The organism is Pseudomonas idahonensis (genome assembly GCF_037903935.1).
Taxonomy (GTDB): Bacteria; Pseudomonadota; Gammaproteobacteria; order Pseudomonadales; family Pseudomonadaceae; genus Aquipseudomonas; species Aquipseudomonas danubii.
The window spans coordinates 6,435,671-6,457,346 of the sequence record NZ_CP149586.1; the positions used below are offsets into that span (position 1 = coordinate 6,435,671).

At 63.3% G+C, this 21,676-nt stretch carries 20 protein-coding genes; 4 read left to right on the forward strand and 16 right to left on the reverse strand.

Annotation, left to right across the window (positions count from 1 at the left end):
- Positions 1-30: 30 nt before the first annotated feature.
- The 5 genes from WIN67_RS29180 to WIN67_RS29200 form a co-directional block, all read right to left on the reverse strand.
- Positions 31-1,056 carry a putative 2-aminoethylphosphonate ABC transporter substrate-binding protein gene (locus WIN67_RS29180; RefSeq protein ID WP_102881194.1) on the reverse strand — a complete coding sequence of 342 codons (1,026 nt, stop codon included), beginning with the start codon at positions 1,054-1,056 and terminating at the stop codon, positions 31-33.
- Between the two features lie 48 nt (positions 1,057-1,104).
- On the reverse strand, positions 1,105-2,829 hold the full coding sequence (locus tag WIN67_RS29185; protein WP_102881195.1) for a putative 2-aminoethylphosphonate ABC transporter permease subunit: 1,725 nt from the start codon (positions 2,827-2,829) through the stop codon (positions 1,105-1,107).
- 1 nt (position 2,830) lies between these two features.
- Positions 2,831-3,907, reverse strand: a complete 1,077-nt coding sequence (locus WIN67_RS29190) for a putative 2-aminoethylphosphonate ABC transporter ATP-binding protein (RefSeq protein ID WP_102881196.1) — start codon at positions 3,905-3,907, stop codon at positions 2,831-2,833.
- Between the two features lie 142 nt (positions 3,908-4,049).
- Positions 4,050-4,913, reverse strand: a complete 864-nt coding sequence (locus WIN67_RS29195; RefSeq protein ID WP_102881471.1) for a LysR family transcriptional regulator — start codon at positions 4,911-4,913, stop codon at positions 4,050-4,052.
- 115 nt (positions 4,914-5,028) lie between these two features.
- The gene (locus WIN67_RS29200; RefSeq protein ID WP_339070380.1) at positions 5,029-7,380 is read right to left on the reverse strand and encodes a heavy metal translocating P-type ATPase; all 2,352 of its coding nucleotides are present in this window, start codon (positions 7,378-7,380) and stop codon (positions 5,029-5,031) included.
- Between the two features lie 88 nt (positions 7,381-7,468).
- Here WIN67_RS29200 and cadR point away from each other — a divergent pair, with 88 nt between their 5' ends.
- Positions 7,469-7,918: a Cd(II)/Pb(II)-responsive transcriptional regulator gene (gene cadR, locus WIN67_RS29205; protein ID WP_092308673.1), complete on the forward strand. Its 450-nt coding sequence runs from the start codon at positions 7,469-7,471 to the stop codon at positions 7,916-7,918.
- Positions 7,919-7,941: 23 nt separating this feature from the next.
- On the opposite strand, the gene WIN67_RS29210 is transcribed toward cadR, so the two are convergent.
- From WIN67_RS29210 to WIN67_RS29225, 4 genes are all read right to left on the reverse strand, one after another.
- Positions 7,942-8,529 carry an undecaprenyl-diphosphatase gene (locus WIN67_RS29210; RefSeq protein WP_110594299.1) on the reverse strand — a complete coding sequence of 196 codons (588 nt, stop codon included), beginning with the start codon at positions 8,527-8,529 and terminating at the stop codon, positions 7,942-7,944.
- A 179-nt stretch (positions 8,530-8,708) separates the two neighbouring features.
- On the reverse strand, positions 8,709-9,680 hold the full coding sequence (locus WIN67_RS29215) for a thymidylate synthase (RefSeq protein ID WP_015637397.1): 972 nt from the start codon (positions 9,678-9,680) through the stop codon (positions 8,709-8,711).
- Positions 9,681-9,726: 46 nt separating this feature from the next.
- Positions 9,727-10,536, reverse strand: coding sequence for a prolipoprotein diacylglyceryl transferase (lgt, locus tag WIN67_RS29220; protein ID WP_102862122.1), 810 nt, complete (start codon positions 10,534-10,536; stop codon positions 9,727-9,729).
- An 81-nt stretch (positions 10,537-10,617) separates the two neighbouring features.
- Complete coding sequence (locus WIN67_RS29225; RefSeq protein ID WP_339070382.1) at positions 10,618-11,400, reverse strand: sulfite exporter TauE/SafE family protein; 783 nt, start codon at positions 11,398-11,400, stop codon at positions 10,618-10,620.
- Between the two features lie 123 nt (positions 11,401-11,523).
- Between WIN67_RS29225 and WIN67_RS29230 the strand changes: the two genes are divergently transcribed.
- A complete protein-coding gene (locus tag WIN67_RS29230; RefSeq protein WP_110594297.1) occupies positions 11,524-12,270 on the forward strand; it encodes an NRDE family protein in 747 nt (248 codons plus the stop codon).
- 73 nt (positions 12,271-12,343) lie between these two features.
- Here the strand turns inward: WIN67_RS29230 and ptsP are convergent, their stop codons facing one another.
- Together ptsP and WIN67_RS29240 are read right to left on the reverse strand one after the other, a co-directional pair.
- Positions 12,344-14,623 carry a phosphoenolpyruvate--protein phosphotransferase gene (gene ptsP / locus WIN67_RS29235; RefSeq protein ID WP_102862125.1) on the reverse strand — a complete coding sequence of 760 codons (2,280 nt, stop codon included), beginning with the start codon at positions 14,621-14,623 and terminating at the stop codon, positions 12,344-12,346.
- Positions 14,624-14,645: 22 nt separating this feature from the next.
- The gene (locus WIN67_RS29240) at positions 14,646-15,125 is read right to left on the reverse strand and encodes an RNA pyrophosphohydrolase (RefSeq protein ID WP_011064073.1); all 480 of its coding nucleotides are present in this window, start codon (positions 15,123-15,125) and stop codon (positions 14,646-14,648) included.
- Positions 15,126-15,269: 144 nt separating this feature from the next.
- On the opposite strand from WIN67_RS29240, the gene WIN67_RS29245 reads away from it, so the two are divergent.
- Positions 15,270-15,926, forward strand: coding sequence for an HAD family hydrolase (locus WIN67_RS29245; protein ID WP_339070383.1), 657 nt, complete (start codon positions 15,270-15,272; stop codon positions 15,924-15,926).
- A 52-nt stretch (positions 15,927-15,978) separates the two neighbouring features.
- On the opposite strand, the gene WIN67_RS29250 is transcribed toward WIN67_RS29245, so the two are convergent.
- Genes WIN67_RS29250 through ilvA form a run of 4 tightly spaced genes read right to left on the reverse strand, consistent with a single transcriptional unit; the run spans position 15,979 to position 19,698 of the window.
- A complete protein-coding gene (locus WIN67_RS29250) occupies positions 15,979-16,446 on the reverse strand; it encodes a DUF2269 domain-containing protein (RefSeq protein WP_339070384.1) in 468 nt (155 codons plus the stop codon).
- Positions 16,443-17,699 carry an SDR family oxidoreductase gene (locus WIN67_RS29255; RefSeq protein WP_267269075.1) on the reverse strand — a complete coding sequence of 419 codons (1,257 nt, stop codon included), beginning with the start codon at positions 17,697-17,699 and terminating at the stop codon, positions 16,443-16,445. The genes WIN67_RS29250 and WIN67_RS29255 overlap by 4 nt, the downstream gene beginning before the upstream one ends.
- 15 nt (positions 17,700-17,714) lie before the next feature.
- The gene (locus tag WIN67_RS29260) at positions 17,715-18,143 is read right to left on the reverse strand and encodes a DUF2269 family protein (RefSeq protein WP_102881203.1); all 429 of its coding nucleotides are present in this window, start codon (positions 18,141-18,143) and stop codon (positions 17,715-17,717) included.
- Between the two features lie 40 nt (positions 18,144-18,183).
- Positions 18,184-19,698 carry a threonine ammonia-lyase, biosynthetic gene (ilvA, locus tag WIN67_RS29265; RefSeq protein WP_110594292.1) on the reverse strand — a complete coding sequence of 505 codons (1,515 nt, stop codon included), beginning with the start codon at positions 19,696-19,698 and terminating at the stop codon, positions 18,184-18,186.
- A 228-nt stretch (positions 19,699-19,926) separates the two neighbouring features.
- Here ilvA and rpiA point away from each other — a divergent pair, with 228 nt between their 5' ends.
- On the forward strand, positions 19,927-20,598 hold the full coding sequence (gene rpiA / locus WIN67_RS29270; protein ID WP_102881205.1) for a ribose-5-phosphate isomerase RpiA: 672 nt from the start codon (positions 19,927-19,929) through the stop codon (positions 20,596-20,598).
- Positions 20,599-20,685: 87 nt separating this feature from the next.
- Here rpiA and WIN67_RS29275 read toward each other — a convergent pair whose 3' ends face one another.
- Positions 20,686-21,594: an SdiA-regulated domain-containing protein gene (locus WIN67_RS29275; protein ID WP_102862131.1), complete on the reverse strand. Its 909-nt coding sequence runs from the start codon at positions 21,592-21,594 to the stop codon at positions 20,686-20,688.
- Between the last annotated feature and the right edge of the window lie 82 nt (positions 21,595-21,676).

A 21,676-nucleotide genomic window follows, 5' to 3' on the forward strand; every position in this document is an offset into this window, starting at 1 on the left:
AGCGGCTGGCCGGCGAAAGCGATTGATCGGTTACTGCTTGGCAACCTTTTCCGACTTGCCGTCATAGCGCTTGCGCCATTCGGCGAGGATCTGGTCGCGGTTCTTCGAGGCCCAGGCAAAGTCATTCTTGATCAGGCGCTGCTCGTAGTCCGCTGGCAGTTCGGTCTGCGGCTTGGCGATGCCGGGCTGAGCCAGTACGGCGAAGTTTTCCTTGTACAGCTCCATGGCTTCGGGGCTGGCGGAGAAGTCGGCGAGCTTCTTCGCCGCCTCTTCATGAGGGGTGCCCTTGATCACTGCCGTGGCTTCGATTTCCCAGCCCAGGCCTTCCTTGGGCAGGATGATGTCCAGCGGCGCGCCCTGGCGCTTGAGCTGCACGGCCGGGTATTCGAAGGAAATGCCGATCGGGAACTCGCCGGCGGCGGCCAGCTTGCACGGCTTGGAACCGGAGTGGACGTACTGACCGATGTTCTGGTGCAGGTCATCCATGTACTGCCAGCCCTGTTTCTCGCCGAAGGTCTGCAGCCAGGCGCTGACGTCAAGGAAGCCGGTGCCCGAGGACGCCGGGTTGGGCATGACGATCTTGCCCTTGTACTCGGGCTTGGTCAGGTCCTGCCAGCTCACCGGTTTGGTCAGGCCCTGCTTCTCGGCCTCCACGGTGTTGAAACAGATGGTCGCGGCCCACACGTCCATGCCGACCCAGGCCGGTGGGTTGGCGGCGTCGCGGTAGTTCGGGCCGATCTTGCCCAGGTCCTTGGGCGCGTAGCTTTGCAGCATGCCCTGCTGATCGAGGATCGCCAGGCTGGACGCCGCCAGGCCCCAGACCGCGTCCGCTTGTGGCCGGGCTTTTTCCGCCAGCAGCTTGGCGGTGATGATCCCGGTGGAATCACGCACCCACTTGATCTCCACGTCCGGGTTGGCCTTTTCGAAGGCTTGCTTGTAGGACTTCAATTGCTCGGCTTCAAGGGCCGTGTAGACCGTCAGTTCGGTTTTCGCAGCAAAGGCGTTCAGGCTGACAGCAGAGAGGACGGCAGCGGCAAGAGCCAGGGGCTTGAACATGGTGCGGTTCCTTAGTGAGTGCAGATCAGAGGGTGAGTGAGCAGGAAATCAGTGGCCCGGGGCGCTTTGCCGCCAGGCCTGGGAGCGGCGCAACAGCCCGCGGGAAGCCCCGGCCAGCAGCAGCGAGACGCCGGCCGAGGTGAACAGGATCAGGGTCGACATCGCCGCAGCGCCGCCCACATTGCCGGCGTCGTCCATGTTCAGCACGGCCACGGCGGCGAGGATGGTGTCGGGGCTGTAGAGAAAGATCGCTGCCGACACCGTGGTCATGGCCGAGACGAACAGGTAGCGCACGATGTCCAGCAACGCCGGCAGGCAGATCGGTACGGTAACCCGCAGGTAGTGCCGGTACAGCGGCGCCTTTAGCGACAGCGCGGCGGCCTCGAACTCGGCATCCAGCTGGCGCAGGGCGGTGGTGGCAGTCATCTGCGCGGTGGTCAGGTAGTGGGCGATGGTGCACACCACCAGCAGGGCCATGCTGCCGTAGAACACATGCAGCGGATTGCCGTTGAGGTTGAAGAAGAACACGTAGCCCAGGCCGAGCACCAAACCGGGCACCGCCATCGGCACGAAGCTGAGCATGCGCAACGCCAGGTTCAGGCCACGCTGGCCGCTGGTTTTCTCCATCAGGTAGGCCCCCGTGAAGATCACCACACTGCCGATCAACGCTGTGCACAGGGCCATGGTCAGGCTGTTGCGGTAGGCCAGCCAGCCGCCACCGGCGGTGTCGTTGAACTGGTAGTGGTTCAGCGACAGCGACAGGTTGTAGGGCCAGAACTTCACCAGGGAGGAATACACCGCCATGCCGAACACCAGCAGCAAGGTCGCGCAGATCAGCAGCACGATGGCCAGGTAGCAACCATCGCGCAGCCGCGACGGCGCCGGTTTGAACACCTGGGCACGACCGCTCATGGAGTCGCCATGACGACGGCGCAACCAGGCATCGACGCCGAAGCTGAACAACGCCGGCAGCAGCAACACCATGCCGATCAAGGCGCCGCGGCCGAACTGCTGCTGGCCCACCACCGCCTTGTAGGCCTCCAGGGCCAGGACCTGATAGTCGCCGCCCACCACCACCGGCACGCCGAAGTCGGTGATGGTCAGGGTGAACACCAGGCAGAACGCGGCGAACACCGCTTGCCGGGTGGCCGGCCAGGTGATGCTGCGAAAGGCCTTGGCGGGGCTGGCGCCCATGCTCGATGCGGCATCGAACAGCCGCGCATCCGCCAGGGACAGGGCCGAGAGCAGGATCATCAGGGCATGGGGAAAGGTGTAGATGACTTCGCCGAGGACGATGCCCCAGAAGCCGTAGATGTTCTCGGCGAACAGGCCACGCAGCATCCCCTGGTTGCCGAACAGATAGACCAGGGCAATGCCCGGCAGCATCGACGGCGCCATCAGCGGCAACAGTGAAAGACCACGCCACAGGCCCTTGCCGGGAATCAGCGTGCGTTGCAGCGCGTAGGCGAACAGATAAGCCAGGGGCACCACGATGGCGGCCACGCTGAGGGAGACTTTCAGGCTGTTGCCCAGCAACCAGTGGAAGTTGTCGCTGGCCACCAGTTCACGGGCCGCCAACCAGCCACCGCCCTGCCCGGCCTCGGCGCTGAAACCGCGCCAGAAGATCGCCAACAGGGGCAACAGCACCGCTACACCCAGCAGGAGCAGAAGCAGAACCTTGCCGCCGACGACAAAGATACGGTCGCCGATCTCGGCACGAGAAGCCTGGCGCGCCCGCTTGGCGGGTAGCGGCAGGGACATTGGCACGCTCATCTTAGGCAAACACCTGGAGGCTGCGCGGCGGCAAGGCCACCCAGATGTCCTGGGCGCCCAGGCGCGGCATGGCTTCCGGGGCCAGCTCGGCCAGCAGCGCATGCCCCGGCAGCTCATTGAGTTCGAAGCTCATGCGGCAGCGATTACCGAGGAAGGTGATCTCGCGGACCTTGGCCGGGAACAGGTTTTCCTCATGCACCGGCGGGTTCACGCTGATGGCTTCCGGACGGCAGAACAGGCGACCCGAAGCGGCCTTGGCCGAATCGTCGGCCAGGCGCACATTCATCCCGCCGACCTGGGCGTGGCTGTCGCTGTTGCGGCTAAAAGGCAGCCAGTTGCCCTGGCCGACGAACTCGGCGACGAAGGGCGTGGCCGGACGATCGTAGATTTCCTGGGGCGTGGCGTACTGCTCGACCTTGCCGTTGTTCATCACGGCGATGCGGTCGGCCATCAACATGGCCTCGTCCTGGTTGTGGGTGACCATCAGGGTGGTGATCCCCAGGCGCCGCTGCAGCTGGCGCAGCTCGGTGCACAAGTGCTCGCGGACCCGGGCGTCCAGGGCCGACATTGGTTCGTCCAACAGCAGCAGCGACGGTGACGGCGCCAGGGCACGGGCCAGGGCGACGCGCTGCTGCTGGCCGCCAGACAGCTGGCCGGGGTATTTCTTCTCGCTGCCGGTCAGCCCGACCAGTTCCAGCATCTGTGCCACACGCTTGCGCACTTCCTCACGGCCGCTACCGGCCAGGCCGTAGGCGATGTTGGCTTCCACCGTGAGATTGGGAAACAGCGCGTAGGACTGGAACAGGATGCCGTAGTCCCGGGCTTGTGGCGCCAACAGCGAAACGTCCCGATCCCCCAGGTACAACTCACCCTGGTCCTGGCGCTCAAGGCCGGCGATGCAGCGCAGCAGTGTGGTCTTGCCGCAGCCGGACGGGCCCAGCAGGCACACCAGCTCGCCGGCCGCGACGTCCAGGGACACGTTGTCCAGGGCGGTGAAGGCGCCAAAACGCTTCTGGATGCCCCGCACCTTCATCGGCGCGCCGGGGTTGCTCAGGGCAGTTGCAGTGGAGTGGTTCATGGACGGACCTCATCTAGCAGATGAGGCAAATCCTAGAGTTGTAATGCGTCGGCCATATGGCAGTAAGGCAAAAACGACCGATAGTGGTATTCAGGGATTTTGGTTCAACCTGTCAGTCAGGTGCTGCGCCGATGCAGGTCTTTCAGGCGGGAGCCATTTCCTGGGCCAGGCCGAGGAAGGCCGCGGGCAGGCGCGCGTTCTTGCGCTCCTTGAGGCAGTACAGGTACTCGACGATCTGCGGGGCATGCTCGATGGTCAGGACCCGCAGTTGCGGATCGTGGGGCACTTCCTGACGGGCAATGATGCTGATGCCGATATTGCGCAGCACCGCCTCGCGGATCGATTCGCGACTGCCGATTTCCAGCAGCGGGCCAAAGCTGACGTGGGCATCCTTGAGCAAGGTTTCAGTAAGGCTGCGGGTGGTGGAGCCCGGTTCACGCATCAACAGGGTGTGCCCGGCCAGGGCATTGAGCGGCACGTGATCCAGCGCCGCCAGGGGGTGGTTGCGATGCACCGCCAGCACCAGCGGATCGCTGCCCAATACCCGGCGGATCAGCCGCGCATCCTCCAGCAGTTGCGAGGAGGCCGCCACATCCACCCGGTAGTCTTCCAGGGCTTCGAGGACTTGCTGGGAGTTGCCGATCTCCACCGACACTTCGACCTGGGGCAACCGCTCGCGGAAAGTCTTCACCAGATCGAGGATGTAGTACGGCGCGGTGGCAGCGATGCGCAATGTGCCTTGCACCTGCCCGCTGTTGCGCAGGAAGAACTCGATGTCAGCCTCCTGCTGCAACAGGTCCTTGACCATGGGCAGCAGGCGCGTGCCTTCGTCGCTGAGGCTCAGGCGGCGACCGCCGCGGTAGAACAGCTCCACCGAATACTGGCTTTCCAGATTGCGGATCTGCGTGGTCACCGTCGGCTGACTGAGGCCAAGCTTCTTCGCCGCCAGGGTGATGCTGCCCAGGCGGGCGACCATGTAAAAAGCCTTCAGCTCGGCACTCAGCATGGCGGCTTGCCGCAGCTGCAAGCTTTGAGCGGCAAGCCGCAAGCTGAAGCCGGTGCGTGTGAGTTCATCACTCTGGTTCTCCCCTCAGTTGCTTGTTGCTTGCCGCTACGGTGGCCTATTTGCGCAGCAGGCGCAGGCCGTTGAATACCACCAGCAGGCTGACGCCCATGTCGGCAAACACCGCCATCCACATGGTGGCGAGCCCGGCAAAGGTTACCCCAAGAAAGATCGCCTTGATGACCAGGGCCAGGGCGATATTTTGCTTGAGCACCACCGAGGTCTGGCGCGACAGGCGAATAAAAGCCGGAATCTTGCGCAGATCGTCGTCCATCAGCGCTACATCCGCAGTCTCGATGGCCGTATCGGTGCCCGCCGCGGCCATGGCGAAACCTATCTCGGCACGGGCCAGAGCCGGAGCGTCGTTGATGCCGTCGCCCACCATGCCCACCCGATGCCCCTGGGCATACAACGCCTCGATGGCTTGCAGCTTGTCGGTGGGCAACAGGTCGCCCCGGGCCTGATCGATGCCCACCTGGGCCGCAATGGCCTGGGCGGTGTGAGGGTTGTCGCCGGTGAGCATCAGGGTCTTGATTCCCAGCTCATGCAACTGCTGGATGGCTTCGCGGCTGGATTCCTTGACCGTGTCCGCCACGGCGAACAGCGCCAGGGGGCCATTGCTGTCCAGCAACAGGACCACGGTCTTGCCCTGCTTCTCCAGGGCGAAGAGTTTTTCCTCCAGGGCCGGGGAGCACAGGCCCAGCTCTTCCACCAGGCGGTGGTTGCCCAGGTGATACAGCTGACCGTTGATTTCGCCACGCACTCCGCGCCCGGTCAGGGCTTCGAAGTTATCCACAGGGTGCATGGCCAGCTGTTTTTCCACAGCCGCATGGGCAATGGCCAGGGACACCGGGTGATCGGAACGTCCCGCCAGGCTCGCGGCCAGGGCCGGGGCCGTGTCCTGCGCCAACGGGTCCAGGGACAGGAAATCGGTCTGTACCGGTTTGCCGTGGGTGATGGTGCCGGTCTTGTCCAGGGCCAGGTAGTCGAGCTTGTAACCGCCCTCCAGGTAGACCCCGCCCTTGACCAGGATGCCCTTGCGGGCCGCAGCCGCCAGGCCGCTGACGATGCTCACCGGGGTGGAGATCACCAGGGCACAGGGACAGGCCACCACCAGCAACACCAGGGCGCGGTAGATCCAGTCGAACCAGACGCACCCCATGAACAGCGGCGGAATCAGCGCCACGGCCAGGGCGAAGGCGAATACCGCCGGGGTGTAGATTTTCGAGAAGGTATCGACGAAGCGCTGAGTCGGCGCCCGAGCGCCCTGAGCCTGCTCCACGGCGTGGATGATCCGTGCCAGGGTCGAGTTGTTGGCGGCGGCGGTCACCCGATATTCCAGGGAACCGGCCTGGTTGATGGTGCCGGCGAACACCTTGTCGCCCACGGTCTTTTCCACCGGCAGGCTTTCACCGGTGATTGGCGCCTGGTCGATGGTCGAGCTGCCGGACACGACCTCGCCGTCCAGACCGATGCGCTCTCCCGGGCGAACTCGCACGCGGGCGCCCAGTTCGACGTTTTTCGCCTCCAGTTCGCTCCAGCTGCCGTCCGCCTGCTGCACCGTGACCTGTTCCGGGGTCATCTGCATCAGGCCGCTGATGGCGTTGCGCGCCCGGTCCAGGGAGCGGGCCTCGATCAACTCGGCCACGGTGAACAGGAACATCACCATCGCCGCTTCCGGCCATTGGCCGATCAGCACGGCACCGGTCACGGCAATGCTCATCAGCGCATTGATATTCAGGTTGCGGTTCTTCAGGGCGATCCAGCCCTTCTTGTAGGTGCCCAGGCCGCCACTGAGGATCGACACCAGGGCCACCAGCGCCACGACCCAGTCGGGTGCGGCATTGGTGAAGTGAATGACTTCGGCGGCCAGCGCGCCGATACCGGACAGGGCCAGCGGCCACCAGGCTTTCTTCACCGGCGCTGCGGCAGGCGCGACTTCGGCGCCGTCCTGCTGCAGAGGCTCGGCGTGCATGCCCAGGGATTTGATCGCTTCGATGATCGGCGTCGTGCTCGACAGGTCGTGGGTCACCCCCAGCACGCGGTTCATCAGGTTGAACTCCAGCGCCTGAACCCCCGCCAGCTTGCCCAGCTTGTTCTGGATCAGGGTCTGCTCGGTGGGGCAATCCATGGCTTCAATGCGGAAGCTGCTCAGACGCGCGCCGGCAGTCGGTGTTTCGCTCAGGGTGACCTTGGACGGCGCCGGGCCGGCAGAACCGCAGCAGGAGGCACCGTGGGTGGCGTGATCATGCGCCTTGACCGGCTGCAGCTTGCCCGCAGAGGCAGGGGCATGGCTGTGATCGTGATCGTGATCGTGATCGTGATCGTGATCGTGATCGTGATCGTGATCGTGATCAGCATGGGCGTGCTGGGCGTCGGGTTTGCGCGGGTTGTGAATGGAGTCGCTCATAGGGGTCGCGTCCGTATAAAGGTGCTTGTTGCCAAGTGAACACCCTGTAGCCACTATAGGGTCAAGCACCCATTCGGAGACGACGGCAATGAAGATTGGCGAACTGGCGAAACTCACCGACTGTCAGGTCGAGACCATCCGCTACTACGAGCGCGAAGGACTGCTGCCGGAGCCGGCCCGCAGCGAAGGCAACTACCGCCTCTACACCCAGGCCCACACCGAACGCCTGACCTTTATCCGCAACTGCCGCAGCCTGGACATGACCCTCGAGGAAATCCGCAGCCTGCTCAACCTGCGGGACAGCCCCGAAGGCCAGTGCGCCAGCGTCAACGCCCTGATCGACGAGCACATCCACCACGTCAAGGCCCGCATCGACGGGTTACTGGTGCTCCAGGAACAACTGCTGGACCTGCGCCAGCGCTGCAGCGAAGGGCCGGACCTGGATCACTGCGGCATCCTCCAGCGCCTGGAAGTCAGCGGTTCAGTGGCCCCCAGCGAGGCCGAGCCGTCCCACGTAGGCCGCAGCCACGGGCATTGAGCCTGGGGCTGGGCGCCGTGGTTTCAGGAACCCCGGCGTCCCGCCGCCAGCAGTCGCTGATACACAAACTCCAGTACATCCAGCAGACGCTGATCCAGCTGTCGCCAGGCCAGGCCCAGGCGTACCAGCCATGCGCTGAACAAACCCACCAGGCAACCGCCAAGAATATCGAAGGGGAAATGCACGCCCAGGTAGACCCGCGCCCAGCTCACCAGCACGGCCAGCGCCAGCATGACCAGCCCGGTCTTGCGCAAGGACGCCAGGATCAGGGCAAAAGCCATGGCGAACATGCCGCTGGCGTGGTCGCTGGGGAAAGAGGCTCCAGGCGCATGGGCGAGGAAATTCTGCCCCAACTCCAGCATGAAGGGCCGCGGATGAAACCACAGGCCACGGATCACCAGGTTGCAGGCCAGGGCGACCACGATGCTCGAGGTCGCCAGCAGGACGATCATTTTCTGCCGGCGCTCGCCAAAGACCCAGAGCACCAGGAGCAGCAGCGGGACACAAAGGACCACCCACTGGGCGAGAAAAATCGCCAGTTCACGCATCGGCAGCGATGCCTCGGCGCTGGCATTGATGGCCAGGAACAGGCTGCGATTGAGTTCTTCCATTCAGGGGCTCGCGATCAACGTCAAAAGGACGACGTCCAGGCTTTCCCGGACCACTCCTGAGAGCCTTGACGCCCGGCAGGCAGGGCAATGCCCGGAAGAGCTCCCGGGCAAAGGTCGATAAAGATATCGGGGGAAATCGACAGGGGCCGCGCGGCACCTGGGTGCAGCCGCTAAAAGACTTAAACCGCCATCGGCGCGGTCATCGGCGCGTGGTGCTCATAGCCTTCCAGGGAGAAATCGCTCGGCTCGATCAGTTCCAGCCATTCAGGCTGGTAGACGCCAGTCTTGGCGAACTCCGGCACGCGCTCGGAAATCACCAGTTTGGGCATCGGGAACGGTTCGCGCTTGAGCTGTTCGTTGAGCATGTCCAGGTGGTTTTCGTAGACGTGGGCATCACCGATGAAGTAGGTGAACCAGCGCGGTGTGTAGCCGGTCAGGCGACCGATCAGGCTCAGCAGCGCGGCGCCTTCGGTGAGGTTGAACGGCGTCCCCAGCCCCAGGTCGTTGGAGCGGATGTAGAGGGTCAGGGAGATCTCCCGGGTCTCGACATTGGGGTGGAACTGGTACAGCAGATGGCACGGCGGCAGGGCCATTTCATCCAGCTGCGCGCAGTTCCAGCCGTGGAACAGGATTCGCCGGCTGCCCGGGTCGTTGATGATGGTGTCAACGCACTGGCGTACCTGATCGATGGCCTTGTACAGCACCACGTAACCCTGGCCGTCTTCCTCGCCGGCGGCGATCTGCCGGTAGCCCTGGCTCAATGCCAGGTCAATGGCTGCCTGGTTGCTGGTCTTGATCTGCTTGTAGGCCGGCCACTTGCGCCACTGCACGCCGTAGATCTCGCCCAGATCGTCATCGCCCTGGCGGAACGGGTTGGCCAGCCACTGAGCGTTTTCGTTGGCGTTCTGGTCCCAGACCTTGCAGCCCAGGGCACGGAACTCGGCGGCGTTGTTCACCCCGCGCAGGAAGCCGACCATTTCGCCGATGGCCGACTTGAAGGCCATCTTGCGGGTGGTGATGGCCGGGAAACCTTCCTTGAGGTCGTAGCGCAGCATGGCCCCGGGAAAGCTGATGGTGTTCACACCGGTGCGGTTGGCCTGCTTGGTGCCGTTGTTGATGACGTGGGCCACCAGATCAAGATATTGCTTCATGAATTACCTGCATCCTTGAACCCGGGGCACGCCCCGGGATTCGAATTTATTGCGCCGCGCTCTGGGCCGGAGCGCGATGATAAGCCAGCCAGATCAGTCCCAGGCCGCCGAGGATCATCGGCACGCACAGAACCTGACCCATGGTCAGCCAGTTCCACGCCAGGTAGCCCAGCTGTGCGTCCGGCACCCGGACGAACTCGACGATGAAACGGAAGATCCCGTAGAACAGGGCGAACATACCGGAAACCGCCATGGTCGGCCGGGGTTTGCGCGAGAACAGCCACAGGATCAGGAACAACGCCACGCCTTCCAGGGCGAACTGATACAACTGCGACGGATGACGCGGCAACTGCGCCGGATCGCTGAACGGCGGGAAGATCATCGCCCATGGCACGTCGGTGGGTTTGCCCCACAGCTCGGCGTTGATGAAATTGCCGATTCGCCCGGCACCCAGGCCGATTGGCACCATGGGCGCGACGAAGTCCATCAGTTCGAAGAAAGTCTTGTTGTTGCGCTTGCCGAACCACCAGGCCGCCAGCATTACTCCGATGAAACCGCCGTGGAACGACATGCCGCCCTTCCACACCTCGAAGATCAGGGTCGGGTTGGCCAGATAGGCGCTGAGGTCGTAGAACAGCACGTAACCCAGTCGCCCACCGACGATCACCCCCATGGACATCCAGAACACCATGTCCGAGAGCTTCTCCTTGCTCCAGGTCGGATCGAAACGGTTCAGCCGGCGCGACGCCAGCAACCAGGCGCCGCCAATACCGATCAGGTACATCAGGCCGTACCAGTGGATTTTCAGCGGGCCGATGGCCAGCGCTACCGGATCAATCTGCGGGTAAGGCAGCATTGCGACTCCTCGTAAGGGTTAGAACTCAAATGTCCCGGGGCAAACTGCCAGCCCAGGATTAAGCCAGGATTGCGTCACCACTCAGAACAGAAAGCTGATCCCCACGCAGAACAGTAGCGCGGCGAACAAGCGTTTCAACAGGCGTGGCGACAGTGTGTGGGCCAGGCGCGCACCGATACGGGCGAACACCATGCTGGTCAGGGCAATGCCCAGCAGCGCCGGCAAATAAACGAAGCCGAGACTATGAGCCGGAAGCTGCGGATCATGCCAGCCCAGAATCATGAAACTTAAGGCGCTGGCCAGGGCGATGGGCAAGCCGCACGCCGAGGATGTAGCCACCGCCTGCTGCATCGGTACGCTGCGCCAGGTGAGAAACGGCACCGTCAGCGAGCCGCCGCCAATGCCGAAGATCGCCGAAGCCCAGCCGATCACACCGCCGGCCGCCGCCAGCCCCAGCTTGCCGGGCACCTGGCGACTGGCCTTGGGCTTGAGCTCCAGGGTCATCTGCAAGGCCACCACCAGGGCGAAGACACCGATGATTTTTTGCAGGTGCGGGCCGGAAATCGCTTCGGCGGTCAGCGCGCCGAAACCGGCCCCCAGCAGGATGCCCAGGGCCATCCAGGCGAAGATCGGCCAGCGCACCGCGCCACGGCTATGGTGTTCGCGAACGGCATTGACCGAGGTAAAGATGATGCTGGCCAGAGAAGTGCCGACCGCCAGATGGGTCAGCACCGAGGCATCGAAGCCTTGCAGGGTGAAACTGAACACCAGCACCGGGACAATGATGATCCCGCCGCCCACGCCGAACAGCCCGGCCAGCACACCTGCACAGGCGCCCAGCAGCAGATAGAGCAGAAATTCCATGGGAGCATCCGAAAATAAGACCGGCATGGTAACGGATGCGCCGCCCCGGACTCCACTGGATGGCGATGGATACCCATTGGATCTGTGCGTAAAGTGGGCAAAAACACACAGGGGGCCACCTTAATGTGCTTGATCGTATTCGCCTGGCGGCCGGGTCATGCTCAGCCACTGATCGTCGCGGCCAACCGTGACGAATTCTACGCCCGGCCCAGCCTGCCTCTGGGGCAATGGCCGGAGTCGCCGCAGATCCACGCCGGACGCGACCTGGAGGCCGGAGGCACCTGGCTTGGTGTCGGTGCCAATGGCCGCTTTGCCGCCCTGACCAATATCCGCAACCCGCATCAGCCCCCGGCACGACGCTCCCGGGGCGAACTGGTGGCGCGCTTTCTCGCTGGCGACGTAGCCCTGGAAGATTATCTGCACGATGTGGTGGGCCGCTCGGTGGAGTACGCCGGGTTCAACCTGTTGCTGGGCACAGCGGAGCAACTGTGGCACTACAACGCCCAGGATGTGCAACCGCAATTGCTCAAGCCCGGCGTCTACGGCCTGTCCAATGCCGGGCTCGATACGCCGTGGCCCAAGCTGCTCAAGGCCAAGGCCGCGCTGCAGGAAGTGCTGTCCAATCCACAACCCCAGGCCCTGCTGGCGTTACTCAGCGATCCGCACACCGCGCCCTTCGCCGAACTGCCGGACACCGGAGTGGGTTTGGCTACGGAAAGCCTGCTGTCCAGCGTATTCATCGCCAGCCCCAGCTACGGCACCCGCGCCAGCACCGCGCTGATCGTCAACGCGGACGGCTCGCGGCATCTGCTGGAGCGCAGTTTTGGCCCTTATGGCGGGCATCTGGGAGAGGTCGAGCTGAAAGTGTGAAACGTTCGCCAGCCAGCCGGCTCCTACACAGGCCGTTGTAGGAGTCGGCTGGCTGGCGAAGCAAATACTTCGATTACAGGGTCTTGCTCGAAGCCGGATTGATCATCCGTGCCAGGCCGAGTTTCTTCAGCGCCAATTGCAGCGAGCTGTGGATAACTTGCGGGTTGTCGATGGTCATCATCTCGTCCAGCAGTTCCTTGGCTTTGCTCATGTTGATCTGACGCAGCATCCACTTCACTTTCGGCAAGTTGGTGGCGTTCATCGACAGGCTGTCGAAACCCATGGCCATCAGCAGCACCGCCGCCGCCGGATCACCGGCCATTTCGCCACAGATGCTCACCGGCTTGCCTTCGGCGTGGGCATCACGCACCACGTTCTGCAGCGCTTGCAGCACGGCCGGATGCAGGTAGTCGTAGAGGTCGGCGACCCGCGGGTTGTTGCGGTCTACCGCCAGCAGGTACTGGGTCAGGTCGTTGGAGCCCACCGAGAGGAAGTCCACTTGGCGCGCCAGTTCCCGGGTCTGATACACCGCCGCCGGAATCTCGATCATCACCCCCACTGGCGGCATGGGCACGTCGGTGCCTTCATCGCGGACTTCACCCCAGGCACGGTGGATCAGGTGCAGGGCTTCTTCCAGCTCATGGATACCGGAAATCATCGGCAGCAGGATGCGCAGGTTGTTCAGGCCCTCGCTGGCCTTGAGCATGGCCCGGGCCTGCACCAGGAAAATTTCCGGGTGGTCGAGGGTCACGCGGATGCCGCGCCAGCCGAGGAAGGGGTTGTCTTCCTTGATCGGGAAGTACGACAGCGACTTGTCGCCACCGATGTCCAGGCTGCGCATGGTCACCGGTTGCGGATGGAAGGCCGCCAACTGCTCGCGATAGATCGCCAGCTGTTCTTTCTCGCTGGGAAAGCGCTGGTTGATCATGAACGGCACTTCGGTGCGATACAGGCCTACGCCCTCGGCACCGCGCTTCTGCGCCCGGGCCACATCGGCCAGCAGGCCGGTGTTGACCCACAGCGGCATGCGGTGGCCATCAGGGGTGATGCAAGGCAGGTCGCGCAATGCGTCCAGGCCCTGGGCCAGTTGCCGCTCTTCTTCCACCACATCGGCGAACTGCTTGCGCAGCACGTCACTGGGGTTGGTATAGACCTCGCCGTGATAGCCGTCGACGATCATCTGGATGCCATCGACCTTGGAGTACGGCAGGTCGACAAGGCCCATCACCGTGGGAATGCCCATGGCCCGGGCCAGGATGGCCACGTGGGAGTTGCCCGAACCCAGCACCGAGACCAGCCCCACCAGCTTGCCTTCCGGCACTTCGCCGAGCATGGCCGGGGTCAGTTCTTCACTGACCAGGATGGTGTTGTCGGGGTAGACCAGGGTCTGCTGGCGCTCTTCCTGCAGATAGGCCAGGAGCCGCCGCCCCAGGTCCTTGACGTCCGAGGCACGCTCACGCAGGTAGGCGTCGTCCATCAGTTCGAAACGGTTGACGTGATCGGTGACCACTTGGCGCAACGCACCCTGGGCCCATTGCCCGGTCTTGATCACGGTCTTCACTTCGCTGCCCAGGGAGGCGTCGTCGAGCATCATCAGATAGACGTCGAACAGCGCGCGCTCTTCCGGACGCAGTTGGGTCGCGAGTTTTTCCGACAACGCCCGCATATCGGCGCGCACCCCTTCCAGGGCGGTCTTGAACAGCGCCAGTTCAGCGTCGATGTCGGTGATGTATTTGTCCGGGACCACATCCAGATCAGCCGGTGGCAACATCACCACCGCGCTACCTACCGCGGCGCCGGGGGAACCTGGCACGCCGACAAACTTGGCTTCCTGAATACCCTTGCCCTGACGCCCCAGGCCGCGGATCGAACCGGTGGCCTCGGCGTGGGCGATCACCCCGGCCAGTTGCGCGCTCATGGTCACCAGGAAGGCTTCTTCGCCCTCATCGAACTGGCGGCGCTCTTTCTGCTGGATGACCAGAACACCGACTACGCGGCGATGGTGAATGATCGGGGCGCCGAGGAACGAGGCGTAACGCTCCTCACCGGTTTCGGCGAAGTAGCGATAACGCGGGTGATCGGCGGCGTTTTCCAGGTTGAGGGGCTCTTCCCGCGTGCCCACCAGGCCCACCAGGCCTTCGTTGGGGGCCATGCTGACCTTGCCGATGGAACGCTTGTTCAAGCCTTCGGTGGCCATCAGCACAAAACGGTTGGTTTCCGGGTCCAGCAGATAGACCGAGCAGACCTGGCTGCCCATGGCCTCTTTGACGCGCAATACAATAATCCCTAACGCCGCCTTGAGATCCTTGGCGGAGTTAACTTCCTGGACGATCTTGCGCAGCGTATTGAGCATGGCTCGGGGTCGAACTCCGTCGTCAGTCGCGCACTAAAAGGCGCGGGGCAAGCTCTTTGAGAGCGCGGCGATACACTTCGCGCTTGAATGTCACCACCTGGCCCAACGGATACCAATAACTGACCCAGCGCCAGCCATCGAATTCCGGTTTACCGGTCAAATCCATCCGCACCCGCTGCTCGTTGGAGATCAGGCGCAGGAGAAACCATTTCTGTTTCTGGCCGATGCACAGCGGCTGGCTGTGGGTCCGGACCAGGCGCTGCGGCAAACGATAGCGCAACCAGCCCCGGGTGCAGGCGAGAATTTGCACATCTTCGCGCTCCAGCCCTACTTCTTCGTTCAACTCGCGATACAAGGCGTCTTCCGGCGTCTCGTCGGGGTTGATGCCCCCTTGAGGAAACTGCCAGGCATCTTGATTGATACGGCGAGCCCATAGCACCTGTCCGGCATCATTGGTCAGAATGATCCCGACATTGGGGCGGAAACCATCGGGGTCGATCACGGCTACAACCTCGCAAACGCATGTCGCCGCATTGTTCCACAAAGCTTGGGAATGCAGCAACGAGGCTGCTTACCTTATGTGCACTCTTGTGAAAAGACCGTATTCTGGGCACCTTTTTCCGCGACTTTTCAGCGAGTAACTGCAATGCGCCTGGCTTTATTCGACTTGGACAACACGCTTCTGGGCGGCGACAGCGACCACGCCTGGGGCGACTACCTGTGCGAGCGGGGCTTCCTCGACGCCGTCGCCTACAAGACCCGCAACGACGAGTTCTACCAGGACTACCTGGCCGGCAAACTCGACAACGCCGCCTACCTGAACTTCTGCCTGGAAATCCTCGGCCGCACCGAGATGGCCGTGCTTGAGCAATGGCATCGCGACTACATGCGCGACTGCATCGAGCCCATCCTGCGGCCCAAGGCCCAGGCCCTGCTGGCCCAGCACCGCGAGGCCGGCGACAAGCTGGTGATCATCACCGCCACCAATCGTTTCATCACCGCGCCGATCGCCGAGCGCCTGGGGGTGGAACACCTGATCGCCACCGAATGCGAAATGCAGGACGGCCGCTACACCGGACGCAGCACCGACGTACCGTGCTTCCGTGAAGGCAAGGTCATCCGCCTGCAGCGCTGGCTGGAAGAAACCGGTCATGACCTGGAAGGCAGCTACTTCTACAGCGACTCGATGAACGATCTGCCGTTGCTGGAGCAAGTGGCCACCCCAGTGGCCGTCGACCCTGATCCAAACCTGCGGGCCGAGGCTCTGAAGCGCGGCTGGCAGGTGATCAGCCTGCGGGATTGAGCGCTGCGCCGGCTCCTACAAGCCGTAGGAGCCGGCTTGCCGGCGAAGGCTGCTAAACAGGCTTGGCCACCATCAGATAGAAAATCGCCATGAAGGCCAGAAACGCCGGCCAGCCCAAGGCGAACCACCAGCGCATGTAAAGATTGGCCCGCAGTGGCATCGGCACGCCGTCCCGCAGCGCCTGCTCAGCCATCTTGTGCACCCGGATCTGCAACCAGACCACCGGCAACCAGCACAGCCCCGCCAAGACATAGAGCCCCAAGCTCCACATCAGCCAGGCTTGCTGGATCGGCCAGCCCGCCAGATGCACCAATCCCAGCCCACTCAACGGCTGGAAGACGGCCGTCGTTGCAGTAAAGGCCCAATCGGCGAACACCAAATGCTTGAATGTCACGGCAATCACTTCCAGCTCGCCGCTGCGCCAGGCCCGCAGTGCGTAATAGGCCGAGCCCGCGCCGAGGCCGAAAAGAACGGTCGAGGACAGGATATGCAGGGTTTTCAACAGCAGATAAGCACTCATCGACGGGGTTCAGTCCACAACAGCCATAGGGTCGCCACCATCAGCACCAGGTTCTTGGCCACGGCGGCATAAGGGTCAAACCAGAAATGCGGCAGGATCAGACTGATGATCAGGGTGTAGCCGAGCATCAGTGCGAGCTGCGCCTGCAGGGCCCGCCGGCGCCAACGCCGCAGCAGCAGACCGACACCCAGCACCGCGTCGCAGAGCGATCCCGCGATCACCGCCAGTACCGCCCAGGCGCCCTGCACCCCGGCCTCGGCCATGATCCGCAAGCCCCAGTCATAGCCGGGACCGATGCACACCACCGCCGTACCCAGCCAGATCAGCACCATGACCGCCAGCAGCAACGGTCGCAGGGCCAACTGGGTGCTCTGCGCGGCCTGCGGCCAGTCTTGCAGCCGGGCTGCCAAGGGCGCGGCGTGATAACCGCAGACCGAAGCCAGTACTTCAGGGTCCCCCAGGTTGTCGCAACGGGCCATGCTCAGGCTCTGCCGGTTCAGGGCCCGCCAGCCCAGGCGCTCCCCAATCCTTGCGACCAGCGCCAAGACCACTGAGGGCAACTGGAAGTAGCGCGCCGGGGCCCAGCCCTGGGCCGCACGCAGGCGATCCAGCAACTGCGCCATGGTCAGCCGTTCAGGGCCAACCAGCGGCAGCACCATGGACTGCGCGGGCCATTGTCCGATCAACGCAAGCACGGCAGCACTCAGGTCATCCACATGCAGGGGCTGCATTCGAGCCTTGGCGGACAACAACGGAATCAGCGGCCAGGGCGACAGCCGGGCCAGCCAGCCACTGCTGGCACCACCCGCGCCGAGCACCAGGGATGGCCGCAACACCACGGCCGGAATCCCCAGGCGCAGCAGGTAATCATCCGCAGCCGCCTTGCTCGCCAGAAACGGCACTTGCGGCTGCTGGCCGGCGCCCAAGGCGGAAATCTGCAACACCCGCACACCCCGGGCCGCCGCCAGATCAAACAGCGCACGAGTCCCCAGATCCTGAGTCAGGGTCAACGCCTGGGCATCATTGCTCAACAACCCGGCAGCGTTGATCAACAGGTCGGTATCAGCGGGCAAGTCAAAAGGCTGGGGCTCAAGGCCCAGGCGATCGAGGTCCAGTTGCCGCCATTCCACGCCAGGCAGACTCCGGGTTTGCCGATGGCGACTGGTGGCGATGAGTTGATGGCCGGCGGCGTGCAACGCCGCCAGCAGATGACGGCCGACAAACCCTGTCGCCCCCACCAGAACAACCTTCATGGCAATCCTTAAGGCTTAGACCGGCTTGGCGCCCATGAGGCCAGCAATGGTGACGAAACACACCGCACTGAAGATTGCCAGCGCCAGGGTGAAGGTCAGGCCACTGGCCGCCTTGGCCAGACGCAGGCGGTTGAGGCGCACCATCAGCCAGAGCCAGGCCAGAGCGCCCAGGGTGTAGAGCACACTGGAGCCCAGAATCCAGGTCTGCCCCAGCGGCCAACCCACCAGATGAACCAGCCACCAGCCGCTGAATGGCAGGGCCAGCAAACCCACCGCCAGCAGCAGCCAGCCGAACAGTCCCGGGCGGTGCAGCACGCGGCTGTAGACCGTCGCATCACCTTGGCGGCGCAAGCGCCAGACCCAGATCGCCAAACCCAGCGCACTGCCCAAGAGCAGCACGGTAGCCAGCACATGAAGCGTCTTCAGCGTGGTCAGTGTTTCCATGTTCTCGCTTCCTTAAGGCTCCGATCCTCAGCGTAGTCGCTCAGCCGAGGAACAGCTGATAAGCCGGGTTATCGCTTTCATCCCAGTACGGATAGCCGATCTGCTCCAGAGCCGCCGGTACCAGATGACGTTCATCGGCCGGTACTTGCAGGCCGGCGACCACTCGGCCATCGGCCGCACCATGGTTACGGTAATGGAACATGGAGATGTTCCAGCGCCCGCCCAGTTTGTTGAGGAAGTTGAACAATGCCCCCGGACGCTCCGGGAACTCGAAGCGCAGCACCACTTCGTCGCTGACCTTCTCGGCATGGCCACCGACCATGTAACGGATATGCAGCTTGGCCAGTTCGTTGTCGGTCAGGTCGATCACCGGAAAACCCTGCTCGGTCAGACTGGCGACCAGGGCACTGCGCGGATCGTTTTCCGGGTGGGTCTGAACGCCGACAAAGATGTGGGCTTCGCTGCCGGTGTTGTAGCGGTAGTTGAATTCGGTGATCTGACGCTTGCCCACCGCCTCGCAGAACGCCTTGAAGCTGCCCGGTTTCTCGGGAATGGTCACGGCGATGATGGCTTCGCGGCCCTCGCCCAGCTCGGCGCGCTCGGCAACGTGGCGCAGGCGGTCGAAATTGACGTTGGCCCCGGAATCGATGGCCACCAGGGTCTGCCCGGTGATACCGCGCTGCTCGACGTACTTCTTGATCCCCGCAACGCCCAAAGCGCCGGCAGGTTCGGTGATCGAGCGGGTATCGTCGTAGATGTCCTTGATTGCCGCACAGATTTCATCGGTGCTGACGGTAATCACTTCATCCACATAGTCCTTGCAGATATCGAAGGTGTGCTGACCGATCTGCGCCACCGCCACGCCGTCGGCGAAAATGCCCACCGTCGGCAGCACGACCCGCTCACCCGCTGCCATGGCCGCTTGCAGGCAGTTGGAGTCGTCCGGCTCGACACCGATCACCTTGATCTCAGGACGCAGGTACTTCACATAAGCGGCAATACCGGCGATCAGCCCGCCGCCGCCCACCGGCACGAAAATCGCGTCCAGTGGCCCCGGGTGCTGACGCAGGATCTCCATGGCCACCGTGCCCTGCCCGGCAATGGTGTGGGGATCGTCGTAAGGATGGATGTAGACGTAGCCTTTTTCATCCACCAGCTTCAGCGAATAGGCCAGCGCTTCGGGGAAAGAGTCGCCATGCAGCACCACCTTGCCGCCGCGGGAGCGCACGCCTTCGACCTTGATCTCCGGCGTGGTCTTGGGCATCACGATGGTGGCCTTGACCCCCAGCACCTTGGCCGCCAGGGCCAGGCCTTGAGCATGGTTGCCCGCCGATGCGGTGACCACGCCACGGGCGCGTTCGGCGTCGCTGAGTTGGGTCAGCTTGTTGTAGGCGCCGCGAATCTTGAACGAGAACACCGGCTGCAAGTCTTCACGCTTGAGCCAGACCTGATTGCCCAGCCGCTCGGAGAGCTGGCGGGCAGTCTGCAATGGGGTTTCTACGGCAACGTCATAAACGCGCGAGGTGAGGATCTTCTTGACGTACTGTTCGAGCATCGGAAAGCATCACTGAGCGGGTTGGGCAGGGCCAAGGAGTCTAACCCAGCGTTTGCCCGGGCGACCACACGAATACAGAGGTTTTAGCCGGCGCCCTCGCCGCCCTACCCCGTATTGCCAACTCTCCCGCCCGGCCTGGCCGATTAGCCAAACGGGCAATGACCGGATCTGTCGCGGCGCCTATAATGCCGGCCTTTGTGCCCCCCCATTGCCCGCTTCGGAGCCCGCATGACCCAGGATCAACTCAAACAGGCAGTCGCCCAGGCCGCCGTCGACCTTATCCTTCCGAAACTCGATGACAAGAGCATCGTCGGGGTCGGCACCGGCTCCACCGCCAACTGCTTCATCGATGCCCTGGCCCTGCACAAGGGCGCCTTCGATGGCGCCGTAGCCAGCTCTGAAGCCACCGCCGCACGCCTCAAGGGCCACGGCATTCCGGTGTACGAGCTCAACACCGTCAGCGACCTGGAGTTCTACATCGACGGTGCCGACGAGAGCGACGAGCACCTGAACCTGATCAAGGGCGGCGGCGCAGCCCTGACCCGGGAAAAAATCGTGGCCGCCGTGGCCAAGACCTTTATCTGCATCGCCGACGCCAGCAAGTTGGTACCGGTGCTGGGCAACTTCCCACTGCCAGTTGAAGTGATCCCGATGGCCCGCAGCCACGTGGCCCGCGAGTTGGTAAAACTGGGCGGCGACCCGGTGTACCGCGAAGGGGTGATCACCGACAACGGCAATATCATCCTCGACGTGCACAACATGCAGATCACCAACCCGGTGGAGCTGGAACGCCAGATCAATGCCATCGTTGGCGTGGTCACCAACGGCCTGTTCGCCGCGCGCCCTGCGGATGTACTGCTGCTGGGTACGGCCGAAGGGGTGAAAACCCTCAAGGCCTGAGCCTGCCCTGCGGGCAGGCTCAGGCTTGCCGGCGAAGGCCGTCCCAAGGGCCTCTTCGCCGGCAAGCAGAATGCCGCCCGACCGCCTCTACAGTTCAGGTTTCTTGAAGACGTAGAACAGGTTCGGCTCGCTCACCAGATACAGGGTGCCGTCGTCATCCATGGCTATTCCTTCGGCCTGGGGCACGGCCTTGCTCAGGCCCTGGCGGCCCTTGCCCAATGCCAGGGTGCTCAGCGGGCGCCCGTCGACGTCCAGTTCCACCACCAGGCGCGACTCGTCCGACAAGGCCAGCAGATGGCCGCTGCGCTCGTCGTATTGCAGGCTGGAGAGGTCGCGTACAAAAAGCCCGGCATCCCGCTTGGGGTTGTTGAGCACATGCACCCCGTAGGATTTTTCCGGATCGTGATGGGGAAAGCCCTGCACCTCATAGATCAGCATCGGGTCGCGTTCCTTGGCGACGAACAAGCGCTGGCCCTGTGAATCGTAAGCCAGGCCTTCAAAGCCCTTGTTCCCCGACAGGTGCACACCGAGCGTGATCTGCTCGGCCTCTGCCGCATCCACCACGGTGGTTTCGTCGTCCAGCTGAATCTTGATCAGCCGGTGCTGCCGTTCATCGCTGATCACATAGGTATTGGCGCTGATGAACTCCACTGCCTCCGGATCACCAAAGCCCAGCAGAGCAATACGCCGCAGGACCTGCCCGTCCAGGGACAGCTCTACCAGCTCGGAATTCTTGTTGGTCACGGTGAACAGGCTGTTGCGCAGCGGATCGTAGGTCAGTGCCGAAACCTCATCCAGCCCCTCAATAGGCTGCGCCTCCAGTACCACTCGATAATCACCCAGGCCCAGAGATTGCGGGGCCGTCACTTGCCAGTAGGATTGCCAGTCGAACCAGGCGCGCTGCCACAACCGATGGTTGTGGGCAAACGCGGCAAGCAGCACCGCCATCAGGCAGAGGATCAGATAGAGAGGTTGCAAGCGGGTCAGACGATACATGGCGGGCGAACTCGAAATCAGGACAGGCTGATGAAATATCACAGCCGTCTGAATTCAAGCTTAATCCACGATCCGGCAAAGG